This window comes from Aureibaculum luteum (genome assembly GCF_003449015.1).
Lineage (GTDB): Bacteria > Bacteroidota > Bacteroidia > Flavobacteriales > Flavobacteriaceae > Aureibaculum > Aureibaculum luteum.
Map to the genome: position 1 here is coordinate 70,594 of NZ_QRGD01000007.1, position 17,003 is coordinate 87,596.

The following is a 17,003-nucleotide window of genomic DNA, read 5'->3' on the forward strand; positions in this document are numbered from 1 at the left end:
ATTAATATCCTGGGTTTTGAGACCAGATATTACCGGCCAATTCAATTTCTATAGATGGTATTGGAAAAATTTCATGCTTACCAGCAACAAATCCATCAATTTCTTGTAAAGCTCTGCCCGTTCTAACCAAGTCAAAGAAGTGATGTCCTTCACCAACCAATTCCACTCTACGTTCATGATAAATAGCATCTATTAAATTGGTTCCGCTAATGGTTACATCAGCTAAACCTGCACGTGTTCTCACTCTATTTAAATATTCTCTAGCCGTACCATCTCCTAATCCACCGCGAGCATAGGCTTCGGCCGACATAAGGAGCACGTCAGCAAAACGAATTGCTCTATAATTATTTGGGTTGGTCAGATTTTGATCTCCAGTATTGGCATCACCTTGACGAGAAATATATTTTCTATTATAATATCCTGTATGTTCAAACCCAGTAACAAAAGTTGCTCCATTGGAATCTGACCAAGCATTTATATCTAAAATGGCCGTTTCTAATCTTCCATCACCATCTTCAAATTCGTCAAAAACTTCTTGCGTAGGAACGTTAAAGCTAAAGCCCGACTCAAATATAGGACCATCATAATTACGTATCCCGTTGAAGCCAACAGCTACATTACCTTCACTACACTGTAAACAGCCAAACCCAGCACCTTCTTCATCTGTGTATTGAATTTCGAAAACGGATTCAATATTATTTTCGTTATCATTTTCGAATAGCGTACTATAATCACCAACTAAATCATATGGTCCAGCAATTACTTGTTCTAAAATTGTAGCAGCTTCAGAAAATTTATCTTGAAACAAATATACTTTACCCAAAAGGGCTTGAGCAGCTCCTTTAGTAACTCTACCAGCCTGTGTTTGTGTAACAGGTAAATTATCAGCTGCAAATTGTAAATCTGATTCTATCTGGATATAAACTTGAGCTTTTGGTGTTCTATCAAGACTCGTTTCTTCTCCAAATAATATTCTTTTATCAACTGCTAAGGGCACATCACCAAACCATTTTACCAATTCAAAATAATAATAGGCTCTTAAAAATCGAGTTTGTGCTAGAACTTCAGTTTTACCGGAAAAATCAAGATTATCTTGAAATTCCATTATAAAATTTGCTCTATTGACTCCTCCGTACATCCAACCCCAAATATCTCTAAGTTGGGCATTCACTGGTGTATGGATCATATCATCTATTTCTTGAATACCTGGTACATCAGTTGCACTTTCACCACCCGCAAGTGTATTATCAGAAGCTATTTCTCCTAACATTACATTTAGATATGTTGATTGCAAGGGGTCATAAGCGGCAAGTAATGCACGCTCATAATCTTCACTTGAATTAAAAAAGTTCTCAGAATTTTCACTTTCTGGTTTAACATCAACAAAACTATCACTACACGAAAGTGACACAAGCATCAATACAATAATGCTTATATAGTTTATTATTTCTTTTTTGATTTTCATAATCTTAAAATTTAATATTTATACCAAACAAATAAGTTCTAGGAACAGGATAAAATCCAAAGTCAATACCACCTCCAATTGGGTCTCCTGATGATGAAGAAGGGTCAAAACCACGATACTCTGTAAATGTGTATAAGTTATTTACTGAAGCATAAATTCTAACGTTGTCTATGCCAGTGGCTTCTTTAAATTTCTCTCCGAAGGTATAACCCAATTGTACATTTTGAATTCTAATATATGAGCCATCTTCTACATAAAAATCTGAGAATAGACTATTAGAGTTTGCACCATTTGTTACCCTATGAAAAGTATTCGTACTACCCTCACCAGTCCATCTATTTAAAAATTGGATTCCTCTGTTGGTTTGGTTCTGCTGTCTTTCATAATTACGAACAATATCATTACCCACCGAAGCGTATGCGTACGCACCAAAGTCAAAATTCTTGTAATTGAACCCAATATTTAATCCCATAGTAACATCTGGTATCGGATCTCCTAAATTCGTTCTGTCATCTGAATCTATAGCTCCATCACCATTTATATCTAGATATTTTAAATCGCCCGGAGATGCATTTGCTTGAGTGGCATGTGCATCAACCTCTGCTTGATTTTGAAAAACACCATTGGTTTGAAGTCCATAAAAATAACCTATAGGAAAACCAACTTCCATTCTTGAAGGGGGCTCTTGACCTACGCCAAATTGTCCGCCAGTTAAAAAGTCTGTGTTACTACTAACGGCTAAAACTTCATTTTTAAGTGTTGTAAAGTTGTAGCTTATGTTAAAATCAAAGTTTTCTGAAAGCTTATCTTTATAGGCTATAGAAAATTCAATTCCCTTATTTTCTACTGTTCCAGCATTAATTGTTGGAGCAGAAGCACCAGGAGCATAAACTCCTAATATTCCAGAAACAGAGGGTACTAATAGTAAATCTTCTGTTTCTCTTTTAAAATAATCTAACGTAATATCAATTTTATTGTTTGCAAATTTGGCATCAACACCAATATCTAATGTTTTTTGTTTTTCCCATTTAATTTCAGGGTTTGATAATGCACTGGCGGCAGCCCCGAATGCTCTTGTTTCATTAAACACATAAACTCCTTCTCCATCTAATAATGAAACATATCTAAAGTCGCCAATTCTATCGTTACCGATTATACCGTAACTAGCTCTAAGTTTTAAGAAATTTACAGTATTACCATTGTCAATTAGTATACCACCTATAGATGCAGATGGAAAATAACCAAATCTATTATTGGGTGCAAACCTCGTTGAACCATCACGTCTTAGAACACCAGAAAATAAGATTCGACCTTTATAGTCGTACTGAACTCTTGTAAAATAGGACAATAACCTCTGATCAAACTTTTTGGGCTTTTCAAATAAAAGATCTTCTTTATCTGTGACATTTTCAAGGCTAGCGTTTTCGAAAGAATTATCAGGGATATCAAAACCTTTAAAATTAGAGAAAGTTCCTGTGGTTTTAAAAACAGACATGCCCAACAATGCCTTTACGTTATGGTTTTCAGCGATTGTGTTTTCATAAGTAATGAAGCTATCCCAAGTATAGTCAGTAAACGTATTTCTTATCTTTTGGAATTCACTTCTATCTTTATTAAATACTTTACCAGAACCATAAAATGCCTCAGGAGAAAAAATTTCAGTATTTACTAAAGCGTGATTGAATTGATAACGGGTTTCTACAGTGAAATTTTTAAAGAAATTATAATTTAGCCCAGCGACAAAACTGATTTTATCAGTTTCGTCTCTATCGTATGTGTTTTCAATTTGTGCAAGAGGGTTTATAACTTCGTTTCCAAGACCTTCTGCTAAAGTATATTCACCATTCGCATCATATACAGTTAACGTGGGGTCCATGTTTAAGGCATTAAATAAAATTGAACCTAATGCATTTTCAGACAATTTATTTTTATTAGCATCTGTGTAAATGGTAGAAAAATTAAATTTAAAATTCTTTAAAAAATCTAAATTATAATTAAAACGGGTAGAAAAACGATTGAAGTTTGACTTATCGCCTCCTACAATACCATCCTGAGTTAAATAATTGGCTCCATAACTATAAGATGAATTTTCACCACCTCCATTTAAACTTATACTGTAATTAGAAATTGGAGCAGTTTCAAAAACTTCATCCTGCCAATTAGTACCTGATCCTAACGTTGAAATATCTGTAAACCTAGGTGTCATTCCACCAGCAGCAAAAGCTTCGTTATTAATTATTGCATATTCAGTAGCATTTAAAACAGGGATCTTTCTAGTCGTTTCTTGAAAACCTAGATAAGAAGAGAATTCCAATTTTGGTGACATACTCCTTCTACCAGTTTTTGTGGTTATCAAAATAACACCATTTGCAGCTCTAACCCCATATATACCTGCTGTAGCATCCTTTAATACATTGATGCTCTGTATATCTCCAGGGTTTATAGTACTGAGGTCTTCAATTACGTTTCCATCAACTAATATAAGAGGTCTGCTATCTCCATTGGTAGAAATACCCCTAATACTAATATTAGCACCACTACCAGGGGAACCAGATTGTGTTGTAATATTAACACCAGGCACTTGACCTTGTAACGCTTGTTCTACTCGTGTAGGTTTTAAATTCTCTATAGTTGCAGCACTAACGACCGAAACCGCCCCTGTAACTTCTTTTTTACGCTGTGTTCCATAACCCACCACGACAACCTCATCTAATGACTGTGCATCTTCTTGAAGATGAATTGTTAAAAAGTTGGTTCCAGTTATAGTTACTTCTTGTTCGACAAATCCAATAAATGAGAAAACTAAGATTTCACCAACCTTTCTGTTAGTAATAGTAAAATTTCCATCGAAATCGGTTGTAACTCCGGTGTTAGTATTCTTTACAATTACATTTACACCAGGTAACGGTGAATTGGTAGATGCCTCAAATACTGATCCTTTTATTTCCAAATCCTGTCCAAAGACGGCGACAGAGAAACATATAAAAATGATTAATGATAAATTTGATTTCATATATATATTATTTGATATTTTAAAATTACGTCATAACATAATACAATGTAGAAAAAGCACCTCAACAAAAAATATACGGTATTATAGATGGATGCATATCAATATAGCAAAGAATGGGGGTAATTTAAGACACTTTATAGTGTTGATTGGTGATGTAGGATGTATTTGAGGGGTGACCATTAGATGTAAATAAAAATTTACAAAAATGGTCTTAAAATCATAAATACAGCTGAATGTTGAGGTAATGTTGAGGTGAATTTATTAAATGTTGTAGCTTTTAAATCTCTAAAATGTAGTTTATAAGACCTTTTTCATGTGGAAGATTCATTTTTTTACGTAATCGATATCTTTTTATCTCAACACTTCTTACTGAAATATTAAGTAATGGAGCTATTTCTTTTGATGATAAATTAAGTCTTAAATAGGCACAAAACCTAAGGTCATTTGGTGTTAAATTGGGATGGATATTTTTAATCTTCTTTAGGAAATCTTTATCGGCGTTATTAAAAGCCTTTTCTAAGAACTCCCAATCTTTATTGTTATTAATATTACTATCAATAATTTTTATCACTTTTTTGTTAGTATTATCAGAGTTATCAATGATTAACTCCTTTTTTATGCTATTTAATATTTCATTCTTTTTTATAATACTCATTGTTGAAATTGCTAGCTCTCTATTTTTATGGTCAATATCTTTTTGCAATTGCTCTTTTTCAATATTCATAAATTGTTCTTTGGCTTTTAATTCTTTTAATGCCAAAACACGTTTATTACGTTCTAATAAATGCTGTCTTTGCTTTTTATAATATTTTTTATAATTAATATGGACAACATATCCGATAAGCAATAATAAAGTTAAATATGTAATATAGGCTAGTACTGATTGATACCACGGCTTATTGATTGTAAACATGAATTGGGCGACATTATTTGATTGGATTTCGCCAACTTTAGCTCTTACTTCAAAAGTGTAATTTCCGTTAGGTAAATTTTGATAGGTGGTTTTATAATTCGTTGACCAATCTGACCAATGAGTTCCCTGACCCAGCAAGCGGGTTTGATAAAGAACTGGAGACATAGCATTATAATAGATTGCAGCATAACTAATCTCAAAACCATTAGAATTATATTTAAACTCTTGATTGTCGGAAATGGAAAGCTTTTTTAAAAAGTTATTTTGCCTACTATAATTAATGATGCCGTTGATTTCGATTTTAAATTCCTTACGGTTTTCATGATTAACATCCATTAGGGTAAAGCCATTGGATGATCCTATTAAATAGTTATTATCTTCAATTTTAGTTAATTTTTGAAACCCTTTCATTGATGAGAAAAGCGTAGTTGGAAATGGCACTTTTCTTAACTCCAAATGATTACTGAGTTGACCTTGTTTTAAGTTTATCAATTCATCTTTACCGAACATCCAAATACCATCGTCTGTAATACTCATTCTGCCAGAAACGAAATCATCACCAATATAATTTGAAACAGAATCATTTCTATTAAATTTCAAGGTCTCAGTGTTGTACTTGAAAAACCCTTCTTTACTCGCGTAATAAATTTGACCTTTATATTTGTTTAGACCTGAACTTTGATAGGACAGAAAATGTTCTATCTTTTTAACGTTGGTGAACTCAGTAAAATCTGAGTTGAACTTAAGTTCAAACACCCCCTTATATTCATGATTCAATATAATCTTATCATTTGAAAATTCGAAGAATTGGCTCGAAAAATCAAACCCTTTAATTTTATGTTGAAATACCCAATTATCATCAACTCGTTTTAGGACATGAATTCCATCGTAATTGCCCTGAAATAATAATTCTGGATGATTTGGCACCTCTCTAAAAAGCCAACTTCCAAGTATATCTGCAATTTTTATTGCTTTCTTTTCTTTTATTATAAAAGTTCCTGAATTGTGACCACAAAACAGGATACCATCATATTCAAACAATGTCCAAACTTGCCCAGATGTATTAGGTATAATTTTGAATTCATCTGCACTTTTATAGCGTTTATAGAACAACCCCTGATTACTTCCTAAATAAATGTATTCGTTATGTTTAATAGCATCATATACGGTACCAATTTGACCTTTACGGTCATAAAAAATTTTTAAGGAAGCATCAATGTTTACATAATTAATTCCGTAATCTGTACCTAACCAAACCGTATTGTTTTTGTCCTGAAAAAGCGAAAGTACTGTGTTATTGGTTAATCCATTTTCTTGTTTTATATGATCTTTAATGTTGCCTTCAGAGTCTACAATCATTAAACCATTAGAAACAGTTCCAAGAGCTATACTACCATCATTTAATTGAATGGCAGTGTAGATTGTTGTGTTTTTAAAAACAGTATTCAGCGTTATATTAATCGGTTCAATAGCATTTTTAACCATTCTAAAAATACCATTATTGGTTACCAATATTAACGCATTTGAATAATTGAATAGATTAATTACCGTATTATTCTTAACCAATGTATCAACAATAACTAATTTTTCTACGCCTTCTTGTAATGTATAAACACCTTCTTTGGATACATGAAAATAGACTTGATTATCAAAAACAGATAAGCTGTTTAGTGTTGTATTAACTGTATGAAATTTATACTTTTTGCTTTTTAGATTGTAAAAATAAATTCGCTTTTTTGTTCTAAACAATATCCAATCTTTATAATGCTCAATCTGCCAAAACACCTCATCTTCCAAAATATCATTTTGAATTGCATCACTTAGTTTTGTAAATTCAAGTTCTCCAAATTCATTTTTTTCATAATAACCAAACTCCATATAAGAACCTACATATATTCGGTTATCTATTACTTTTACTGAACGCATAGCCGAAGCATTGGGAGTATTATATAACTTCCATGAGGCACCATTATATACCAATAAACCAGCACTATTTGCAATATAAATTATCCCTGATTCATCTTGAGAAATAGACCAGTTTTGATTATCTGCTAAATAATTATTGGGCAAAAAAGATTTTAGAGGCGATATTTCTTGTGAGAAAAGCTCTTGGGTAAAAAATAAAAAGAGTATAATTACTATCGGTCTAATCATAGAATCGAATATTAAATATTAACCTTGTTCTAATTCACAACTATGGAATCTTTAAGGTCTCTTTACTCAAGTTGTTTTTTAAGATTTTAATTTTTCTGAATTTCAAATGAGGATTTTCAAAATGTACTTATATAATAATTATCATTTTATGGTCAAACTTTATTCCCTCCTCTTTTTAAAGAGGGATATCTTATTGGCCAGATAATTATTTATTTTTTACATATTTTTCTAACCATTGGTCTTGTTCCCAAAGCAAATGTAAGATACTTTCTTTTGCTCTATAACCATGACTTTCTTTTGGAAGCATAACTAACCTTACCGTTGCTCCTAATCCTTTTAGGGCGTTAAAATAACGTTCACTTTGTAGTGGGTAAGTTCCAGAATTGTTGTCAGCAATACCATGTGTCATCAATAATGGAGTTTTCATTTTATCAGCATGCATAAAGGGCGACATTGTGTAATAAACCTCTGGAGCTTCCCAGTAGTTACGTTCTTCACTTTGAAACCCAAAAGGTGTTAATGTTCTATTGTAAGCACCGCTTCTAGCTATACCTGCTGCAAATAAATTACAATGTGATAATAAATTGGCCACCATAAATGCACCATAACTATGTCCGCCCACAGCAACACGATTTCTATCTATATAGCCCAAACTATCTACGGCATCAATAGCGGCTTTGGCATTACCTACCAATTGCGTTCTAAAGGTATCATTTGGTTGGTTATCACCTTCACCTACAATAGGAAATGCCGCGTCATCTAGCACTACGTAACCTTTATTTACCCAATAGATTGGAGATCCCCAATATGGAGAAATAAACTCATTAGAATTACTTGTATTTTGAGAAGCACTACTTTTATCTTTATACTCTCTTGGGTACGCCCATAAAATCATTGGCATTTTTTCTTTTTTCTCCATATCATAACCAACTGGAAGATATAATGTGCCAGAAAGATCTAATCCATCTTCACGTTTGTAATTAATAACTTCCTTATGAACATTTTGAATAGCCTTAAAGGGATTCTCAAAAGCAGTCAATTGCATTAATTTTTCATTTCGCAATTTTCTAAAATAATAATTAGGGTATTCACTTGGTGATTCTATTCGAACCAGTAATTCATTTTTATCTACATCAAAATCATAAATATCTTCTAACTTATCAGTATATGCAGATTGGTAGACCCGTTCTTTTTTCTTTGTTTTTAAATTTAGTTTATCTACGAACGGAAATTGACCTTTGTCAGAATACCCGTCACCAATTAAATACGAATTATTATTTTTATCTACAGCTACTATAGATTTTCCCATTTCATTTCTTTTGGTAACAAAACGCCCCGGGTTTGAATAAACATCTTGGTAATTTCTGTCCTCAATAATTTCCGATTGTTGAGAAGCATCGGAGGGACTAAAAATGTAGGTCTTGGTGTTTCTAGTATTCCACCAATAATCAAAGGCAATAGCAACATTGTCATTAGCCCATTGAATACCAGAATAACGATTTATAGTTTTTAAAATACTTTTACCCGCTCCTTTAAACGGAGCTTCTAGTTGAAAAACTTCATCTCTAAAATCGACTTTGTTTTCAGGATCGCCTTCGTCTAATGCTTCCGCATAAATCAGAGTTGAAGGTTTGTCAGAACGCCAGCTCATGTTTCTTCTACCTTTTTTAACAGCCATAAAACCTTGTGGCAAGTCTTCCAATAATGGAGACTCTAAGACTTGAGCTATTTCCATACCATTTTTAGCATAAATTTTAGTTATAGAAGGAAAACGTCCATAAGTAACGAGGTATGAAAATGGTTTTTGAATAGTATTTACCATTACATATTTACCATCAGGAGAAAAAGTAATAGATCCATACATATCAGTTTCTAACCATTTCAGTGTATCTCCATTTAAAGAAATTTTATACAATTCTGACAGTGCCAATTGTTCAAAATTATGTTCATCATTAGGGTTCTTCAATAAATCTTGATAGGTTCTGTTTTGAGCTTTTTTACCATCATTAACAGAAACTGTTGGACCCGTGGGGATTGCTTCACTCGTATTAATCAGTTCTTTTCTATCTTCAGAAAGCATTTTTACCAAAATAGATTCACTGTCTTCAAACCAATTGATAACATCTCGCATGTTGGCATTGATTTTTGCATCTGTTAATTTTCTAGCAGTTGCAGAAGCGATGTCTATAACCCACAATTCAACCCCTTCAGGTGTTGTTTGTGTAAAGGCAATCTTCATTTGATTAGGGCTCCAAGTAAAATTGGCAATTCTTGGATTTTCAGGCAAACCCGAAACCTGTATTAATTCTGCATTTTTATTACTTAAGCTTTTCATTTTAATATTGTTATAGTAGTTAGTTCTACTACCAATATTAGTTTTAGGATTTATACGTAATCCTCCTAAACGCAGTTCATCTTCAGAAAGTTCAGCAATGGTTTTAAAAGCATCTCTGTATAAAAAAACCATAATCGATTTATTAGCATCCATTATAACTGATGGAGCTAAAGGCACATCAACTAAATCTAATATTTCTTTTGAAGGTTTCTGATAGGTAACATTTACTTGAGCATCTAATTTTACTATAAATAATAAAAGAAATGCATAAAATACAGTTTTCATGATGGGAAGAAATGTGAGTTAGACAAAAAATAATCAATGTTTAGCAATTTAAGAAGAAATAATTGATTTTTTAATACATAATAGCGTGGTTGTACTACTAATTAAAAAAATCTACTTTGAAAAAATAAATGAAATTGAAAAAAAGCTGTTATATTGGATTAATTTAAAATTAATTGTATATCCGTTTTTTGTCATATGGTTTCCACGTCACCCTGAATTTATTTCAGGGTCTCATCTTATGAGTTTGATTTACAGCATTATGAGATTCTGAAACTCCCGAGGCTTCGGGACAGAATGACGTCCCTTGTTACTTTATGTTACTTTACGGTTAATCAAAAAAATAATGAAAAAAATAATTCTAATTTTAATAACGATAACAAGTACAATCGCTTTTGGTCAAAATAAAGATACTAAAGTAGCAGAAGGTATAATTGAATATGAAGATTTATTTAATAATGCTATGGCTGATAGTGTTAGTTGTTACCGTATACCTTCCTTAGTTACTGCTCCAAACGGAGACCTAATTGCCGCTATTGACGAGCGTGTACCTTCTTGTGGTGATTTAAAATGGAGTAAGGAAATTAATATCGTTATTAGGCGTAGCTCAGACAACGGCAAAACTTGGTCAGCTATTGAACGTGTAGTCGATTTTCCATATGGACAATCAGCCTCAGATCCTTCTATGATTGTGGATATTAAAACCAATGAAATTTTTATGTTCTATAATTATATGGATTTGGACAAGGAGTTAAATGTTTATTATTTACATGTTGCCAAAAGCTCTGATAATGGGCTAACATGGAGTAAACCTGAAGATATTACCTCCCAAATTGCAAAACCAGAATGGCATAACGATTTTAAATTTATAACCTCAGGGAGAGGTATACAAACTAAAGACGGACGATTACTGCATTGCATGGTTAACTTAGAAAGCGGCATGCATGTTTTCGGCAGTAACGATCATGGTAAGTCATGGTTTTTTATAGATAGTCCCTTAAAACCAGCAGATGAATCTAAAATAATTGAATTGTTTGACGGAACATTAATGATTAATGCTCGCGTCAGTAAAGCGGGAATGCGTTATATCCATACTTCTAAAGACAATGGTAAAACGTGGAAAACCAAACCACAACCCGAGTTGATTGACCCTGCTTGTAATGCCAGTATAATAAGATATACTTCCATTGAAGATGGTTATAAAAAGAATAGATTGCTTTTTTCTAACGCCAATAGTAAAGACCAAAGAGAAAATCTCACTGTAAAAATTAGTTATGACGAAGGTAAAACCTGGTCAAAAGGGAAAACTGTGTATAGTGGAAGTTCTGCATATTCTTCTTTAACCATTCTTAAAAATGGCGATATTGGTTTGTTTTTTGAAAAGGATAATTATACTGAAAATCCTTTTGTAAGCTTTTCATTGGAATGGTTAACTGATGGTAAGGATAGGTTGGAGAAGAGGTAAGGTCTAAAAAAACCACCATTTACAAACTCGCGAGAACAGGGGGGATAATAAGAACTAATAGAAAAGAGGCTAACATATAGCTTAAAGTGATTTTCCAGTTCATTTTATGCTCTTCATCTGAGAAATCTTCATATTTATTTATAATGTCCTTATACCAACTCTTATAATAAATGATTGCTAAATTTAAAATTAATAAAAGAATAAATATAAAAACAAACAATAGTTTTCCTAACTTTTCGTACACATTATAATCCAATATTTTTTTAATAAAACTAAAAATGACCAAAATATTGAAACCTTCTATTGTCGCAAAAACCATCGCTGCAGTTGATTTATCATTTTTTCTTATTGATCTATATACATAATAATATATAAAAGAGTAAACTTTTTTAATCATTATTAACTTTATTCCTAGCTCCAGTAAGTTTTACTATTATAAACTAATGTCTTTTCAAATCCTTATACAATTCAATATATTGATTATCCAACGTTTCAGAATCTTTATATTTTTCTCGAGTTTCTTTTAACTTTTGTTTCATTTCAGCAATTTCATCAGCATAGTTTTTATCATTGATAAGGTTATTCATTTCTTGTGGGTCTTTTTTACGGTCATAAAATTCCCATGTATCTATATCATGATAAAAATGTATGATTTTAAATTCTTTAGTAGCAATACCATAATGGCGTTTTACAGCGTGTTCTGCAGGGTATTCATAATAATGATAATACACAGCATCTCTGTCCCATTTTTCTTTTTGACCTTTTAAAAGAGGCACTAGGCTTTCACCTTGCATATCATCAGGTGCTTTAACACCAGCTATTTCAAGAAAGGTTTGAGCAAAATCAAGGTTTTGCACCATTTCATCTTCTGTGGTGCCCGCTGTAATTTTGTTGGGCCATTTTATCAATAAAGGTGTTTTAAAAGACTCATCATACATAAAACGTTTATCAAACCAACCATGTTCACCAAGATAGAAACCTTGGTCTGATGTATAAATAATAACTGTATTATCTGATAATTTTTCTTCATCTAAATAATCTAACATTCTACCCACATTATCATCAACTGAAGCAATAGTGCCTAAATAATCTTGTAAATAACGTTGGTATTTCCATTCCATTAGTTGTTTATCGTCCATCGTAGGGTATCGCTTTTCGAAATCGGCAATAATAGGATTGTAAACACTATCCCAACTACTACGTTGTTCAGGAGTCATACGTTTTGTTTCAGACCTTCCCATTCGATCAAAAATGTTTAATTTTTTTAGAACTTCCTGATCAATTTTGTTATCATATGCCAAATGCATATGCTTTAAAATATTCATTTCAGCAGTTTTTGCAGCCACTCTACCTTCATAATTATCGAATAAAGTTTCTGGTAATGGAAATGTCTTTTTGGTATATTCTTTATAATATTTTTCAGTTGGGTACCAAGCTCTATGTGGTGCTTTGTGCAAATACATTAATAAAAAAGGTTTTTCAGTATCTCTTCTGTTTTTTAACCAATCAAGAGCTAAGTCCGTGGTAATGTCGGTTACATAACCATTTATCGTGGTATCACCTTTTTGAGTTATAAACTTTGGGTTATAATAATTTCCTTGTCCTGGTAAGATTTTAAATTCATCAAAACCTTTCGGATTGTTACCAAAATGTAATTTACCAAACATGGCCGTTTGGTAACCCGCATTTTGCAACAATTGTGGAAAAGTGACATTGGTGGTATCAAAGGCACTCAAATTATCAATCTTTCCATTTAAATGGCTGTGTTTTCCTGTTAATATAACTGCCCTTGAAGGTGCACAAATAGAGTTGGTAACGCTAGCATTGTTAAAAAGCATACCTTCATTGGCAAGCCTATCAATATTTGGAGTTTTTATTAACTTATCAGAATAGGCACTTATGGCTTGATAAGCATGATCGTCTGACATAATAAAAACAATATTGGGTTTTTTATTTTCTTCCGTTGGTGTTTTGTCGTTTTTTTGTTCAGTTTTACATGATGTCATAAATAACAAAATGCTGGTTAATACTGCAAACTTGAATGTGCTGATTGGGTTGATGGTCATTTTAAAAAAGATTATTGCTTATTGTGTAAAGTTAAACTTATTAATTCTTTTTTTGCTAAAGTTGCTTTTTTATAATAAACGAGAAAATAACTTTTACTAAAATTTAGGCTGAGGGCATCTTTTAGTCTTTTATTAAAAATGAAAGTTAGGTATTATTGAAAATTCAATAAAAAAGAGTATATATCACTAAAAATAATTTGTTTATTAAATTTTTAATAATAGATTTGTCTTTTCAAACAGAGAAAATGAATTTATTTAACACTTGGCAAGCTTATTTCTACTTCTTTTATTTTTATAAGATGGAGCGAGGCTTTGTTGGTGTTTTAGAACAATAATTTATAAACACAATCATATATAAGCCTCGTTAATTCGAGGCTTTTTTTATGAATTGATTTAAACTTTTTAAGGATAGATTAAGTTTTAACCAATTCAATTGTAAATTTTTAAACATGAATATTGCTATTCAAGGTATTTTAGGCTCATTTCACCACATCGTGGCTCATCAATATTTTGGTGAAGATGTTAATTTAACAGAGTGCTTATCTTTTGATGTAATGCCTCAACTAATGAATTCAAATAAAGTAGACGGAGCGGTTATGGCCATTGAAAATACGTTAGCAGGTTCTATTTTATCAAATTATGCTTTGATTGATGAATTCGATTTAAGAATACATGGTGAAGTACATTTACCTATTCATCATAATTTAATGGCATTAGAAGGGCAGTCATTATCAGACATAAAAGAAGTATGGTCGCACCCTATGGCTATATTACAATGTAGAAAATACTTTAGAGATTATCCAAATATTAAATTGGTTGAAGAAAGTGATACGGCTGAGGTTGCAAAACAAATACAAGATAAAAAGTTGATGGGTATTGCTGCTATTGCGAGTAATATGGCTGCTGAAATATATAATTTGAATATCATTGAAAGTGAAATACAGACAAGGAAGCTAAACTATACCCGCTTTTTTATATTAAAGAAAAGCAATGGTAATATTCATACAACAAACGAAGTTAATAAAGCATCGTTACGCTTTGTAACACACCATCATACAGGAAGTTTGTCTGAGGTATTGCGTATTTTTGCAAACTTTAATATGAACCTGTCCAAAATACAATCGTTACCAATTATTGATAACCCTTGGAATTATTCTTTTTTTGCAGATGTTGTTTTTGATGATTATGAACAATTTCAGAAGGCAATTATAGAAGTTAAAAATAAAGTGAGTGATTTAAAAGTAATAGGAGAATACCAACAAAGTAAACGTAAGCATGACAGCTAAAGCCAACAGATTAAATAGCGTAAAGGAGTACTATTTTTCTCGTAAATTAAGGGAAGTTCGTCAGCTTAAGGCAGCTGGCAAACCTATAATTAATATTGGTATTGGGAGTCCTGATCTGGATCCACCAATTACTGTAAGTAGAGCAATGCAGAATGCGTTGGAACAAAATAATATTCACGGTTACCAAAGTTATCAAGGTTTACCAGAGTTTAGAGCTGCCATTTCTAATTTCTATAATAAATATTACGATGTTGATATAAACCCAGAGAATGAAATTTTGCCTTTAATGGGTTCCAAAGAAGGCATAATGCACATTTCGATGGCATTTTTAAATGTAGGTGATGAAGTTTTAATTCCAAATCCTGGTTATCCAACATATACTTCAGTTACTAATTTATTAGAAGCTAAACCTGTGTATTACGATTTGGTGGATGAAAACAATTGGTTACCTGATTTAGAAACCTTAGAAAAATCTGATTTGTCTAAAGTTAAGTTAATGTGGGTAAATTATCCTCATATGCCAACAGGTAAAAAGCCAACAAAAGAGTTGTTTAAAAACCTGATTGCCTTTGCGAAAAAGTATGATATTATTTTAATAAATGACAATCCATATAGTTTTATCTTAAATGATAATCCGCTTAGTATTCTAAATATAGATGGAGCAAAAGAGGTGGCGTTAGAGCTAAATTCACTCAGTAAAACTTTTAATATGGCAGGTTGGCGTGTAGGTATGTTATTGGGTTCTGCTGAGCATATGAATACGGTTTTACAGGTAAAAAGTAATATGGATTCAGGAATGTTTTATGGCATTCAACAGGGAGCAATTGCAGCCTTACAATCGGATAATAGTTGGTTTAATAACCTAAATATTATTTATGAAAAACGTAGAAATATAGCTTGGAAGATTGCCGATGCGTTAGGTTGTACATATGACAAGGATGCCTCTGGTTTGTTTGTTTGGGCAAAATTACCAATTGGATTAACAGCAGTGCAAACAGCAGATGATTTATTATATACCTATGATGTGTTTTTAGCTCCAGGTACTATTTTTGGAACTAATGGAGAAGGCTATATAAGACTTTCATTATGTGTTACAGAAGAAGTTTTAAGCGAAGTATTAAGTCGAATATTGAGAGCTAATTAAATGGAAAAAGTAGTTGTTATCGGTTTAGGGTTAATAGGAGGTTCAATGGCAATTGACCTCAAGAAATATGGTAATTATCATATTATTGGAATTGATAGAAATGTAAATCACACTAGTAAAGCGTTGGAATTGGGTATAATAGATGAAATTGGTACGGATTCAACTCTAGCTGAAGCAGATGTTGTAATTGTTGCTGTTCCTGCCGATGCTATACCGCCAGTTACAAAATCAGTTTTAGACCAAATTAATGAAAACACATTAGTTTTTGATGTTGGGTCAGTGAAAGGACAAGTTTGTAATCAGGTCAAAGAACATCCCAATAGAAAGAATTATGTCGCAGCCCACCCTATTGCTGGTACTGAGTTTTCAGGTCCAGAAGCAGCATTTAGTGGTTTGTTTACCAATAAGATTAATATAATTTGTGAAAAAAAGTTATCCGATAAAAAAATATTAGAAAAAGCATTACAAATTTTTGATAAATTAGAAATGCGAACCACTTTTATGAAAGCTGACGAGCATGATAAACACATTGCTTATGTTTCGCATTTATCGCATATAAGTTCATTTATGTTGGGTAAAACGGTACTAGAAATTGAGCCAAATGAAAAGAATATTTTTAATATGGCAGGGAGTGGATTTAGATCAACGGTTCGTTTGGCAAAAAGTTCACCCGCAATGTGGACACCTATTTTCTTGCAAAACAAAGAGAACGTTTTAAAATCATTAACCGAGTATATTAAAAACCTAGAAACCTTTAAAAATAAGATTGAAGAGGGCTCAAATGAGGAGGTTTTTAATATTATGGAGAACACAAACAGAATTAAAAACATACTAGATGGTATTGTTAAGTAATTAAGCATCTAGAAATCAATACGTAAAA

The 17,003-nt window shown here is 32.1% G+C and carries 10 protein-coding genes; 4 read left to right on the plus strand and 6 right to left on the minus strand.

The genetic code is table 11. From position 1 onward, the window contains the following. Position 1: 1 nt before the first annotated feature. From D3P13_RS15485 to D3P13_RS15500, 4 genes are all read right to left on the minus strand, one after another. Positions 2-1,465 carry a RagB/SusD family nutrient uptake outer membrane protein gene (locus D3P13_RS15485; RefSeq protein ID WP_117883784.1) on the minus strand — a complete coding sequence of 488 codons (1,464 nt, stop codon included), beginning with the start codon at positions 1,463-1,465 and terminating at the stop codon, positions 2-4. Between the two features lie 4 nt (positions 1,466-1,469). Then, a complete protein-coding gene (locus D3P13_RS15490) occupies positions 1,470-4,478 on the minus strand; it encodes a SusC/RagA family TonB-linked outer membrane protein (protein ID WP_117883785.1) in 3,009 nt (1,002 codons plus the stop codon). Between the two features lie 277 nt (positions 4,479-4,755). Further along, positions 4,756-7,545: a two-component regulator propeller domain-containing protein gene (locus D3P13_RS15495; RefSeq protein ID WP_117883786.1), complete on the minus strand. Its 2,790-nt coding sequence runs from the start codon at positions 7,543-7,545 to the stop codon at positions 4,756-4,758. Between the two features lie 205 nt (positions 7,546-7,750). Further along, positions 7,751-10,165 carry an alpha/beta hydrolase family protein gene (locus D3P13_RS15500; protein ID WP_117883787.1) on the minus strand — a complete coding sequence of 805 codons (2,415 nt, stop codon included), beginning with the start codon at positions 10,163-10,165 and terminating at the stop codon, positions 7,751-7,753. A gap of 343 nt (positions 10,166-10,508) precedes the next feature. Between D3P13_RS15500 and D3P13_RS15505 the strand changes: the two genes are divergently transcribed. Then, positions 10,509-11,627 carry a sialidase family protein gene (locus tag D3P13_RS15505; RefSeq protein WP_117883788.1) on the plus strand — a complete coding sequence of 373 codons (1,119 nt, stop codon included), beginning with the start codon at positions 10,509-10,511 and terminating at the stop codon, positions 11,625-11,627. A 19-nt stretch (positions 11,628-11,646) separates the two neighbouring features. On the opposite strand, the gene D3P13_RS15510 is transcribed toward D3P13_RS15505, so the two are convergent. Together D3P13_RS15510 and D3P13_RS15515 are read right to left on the minus strand one after the other, a co-directional pair. After that, positions 11,647-12,024, minus strand: a complete 378-nt coding sequence (locus tag D3P13_RS15510) for a hypothetical protein (RefSeq protein ID WP_117883789.1) — start codon at positions 12,022-12,024, stop codon at positions 11,647-11,649. 43 nt (positions 12,025-12,067) lie between these two features. After that, on the minus strand, positions 12,068-13,693 hold the full coding sequence (locus tag D3P13_RS15515; RefSeq protein WP_198680048.1) for a sulfatase family protein: 1,626 nt from the start codon (positions 13,691-13,693) through the stop codon (positions 12,068-12,070). 449 nt (positions 13,694-14,142) lie between these two features. Between D3P13_RS15515 and D3P13_RS15520 the strand changes: the two genes are divergently transcribed. The 3 genes from D3P13_RS15520 to D3P13_RS15530 are packed head-to-tail and all read left to right on the plus strand — an operon-like array spanning position 14,143 to position 16,975. Then, positions 14,143-14,979 (plus strand): prephenate dehydratase, encoded by an 837-nt coding sequence (locus D3P13_RS15520; protein ID WP_117883791.1) that lies wholly within the window; start codon positions 14,143-14,145, stop codon positions 14,977-14,979. After that, positions 14,969-16,123, plus strand: coding sequence for a pyridoxal phosphate-dependent aminotransferase (locus D3P13_RS15525; RefSeq protein ID WP_117883792.1), 1,155 nt, complete (start codon positions 14,969-14,971; stop codon positions 16,121-16,123). Before D3P13_RS15520 ends, D3P13_RS15525 begins: the two co-directional genes overlap by 11 nt. Next, the gene (locus tag D3P13_RS15530) at positions 16,124-16,975 is read left to right on the plus strand and encodes a prephenate dehydrogenase (RefSeq protein WP_117883793.1); all 852 of its coding nucleotides are present in this window, start codon (positions 16,124-16,126) and stop codon (positions 16,973-16,975) included. Positions 16,976-17,003 lie beyond the last annotated feature (28 nt).

Excerpts from the sequence above, each read along its gene's own strand:
- D3P13_RS15485 (WP_117883784.1), bottom strand. The coding sequence starts at position 1,465 with ATGAAAATCAAAAAAGAAATAATAAACTATATAAGCATTATTGTATTG.
- D3P13_RS15490 (WP_117883785.1), bottom strand. The coding sequence starts at position 4,478 with ATGAAATCAAATTTATCATTAATCATTTTTATATGTTTCTCTGTCGCC.
- D3P13_RS15495 (WP_117883786.1), bottom strand. The coding sequence starts at position 7,545 with ATGATTAGACCGATAGTAATTATACTCTTTTTATTTTTTACCCAAGAG.
- D3P13_RS15500 (WP_117883787.1), bottom strand. The coding sequence starts at position 10,165 with ATGAAAACTGTATTTTATGCATTTCTTTTATTATTTATAGTAAAATTA.
- D3P13_RS15505 (WP_117883788.1), top strand. The coding sequence starts at position 10,509 with ATGAAAAAAATAATTCTAATTTTAATAACGATAACAAGTACAATCGCT.
- D3P13_RS15510 (WP_117883789.1), bottom strand. The coding sequence starts at position 12,024 with ATGATTAAAAAAGTTTACTCTTTTATATATTATTATGTATATAGATCA.
- D3P13_RS15515 (WP_198680048.1), bottom strand. The coding sequence starts at position 13,693 with ATGACCATCAACCCAATCAGCACATTCAAGTTTGCAGTATTAACCAGC.
- D3P13_RS15520 (WP_117883791.1), top strand. The coding sequence starts at position 14,143 with ATGAATATTGCTATTCAAGGTATTTTAGGCTCATTTCACCACATCGTG.
- D3P13_RS15525 (WP_117883792.1), top strand. The coding sequence starts at position 14,969 with ATGACAGCTAAAGCCAACAGATTAAATAGCGTAAAGGAGTACTATTTT.
- D3P13_RS15530 (WP_117883793.1), top strand. The coding sequence starts at position 16,124 with ATGGAAAAAGTAGTTGTTATCGGTTTAGGGTTAATAGGAGGTTCAATG.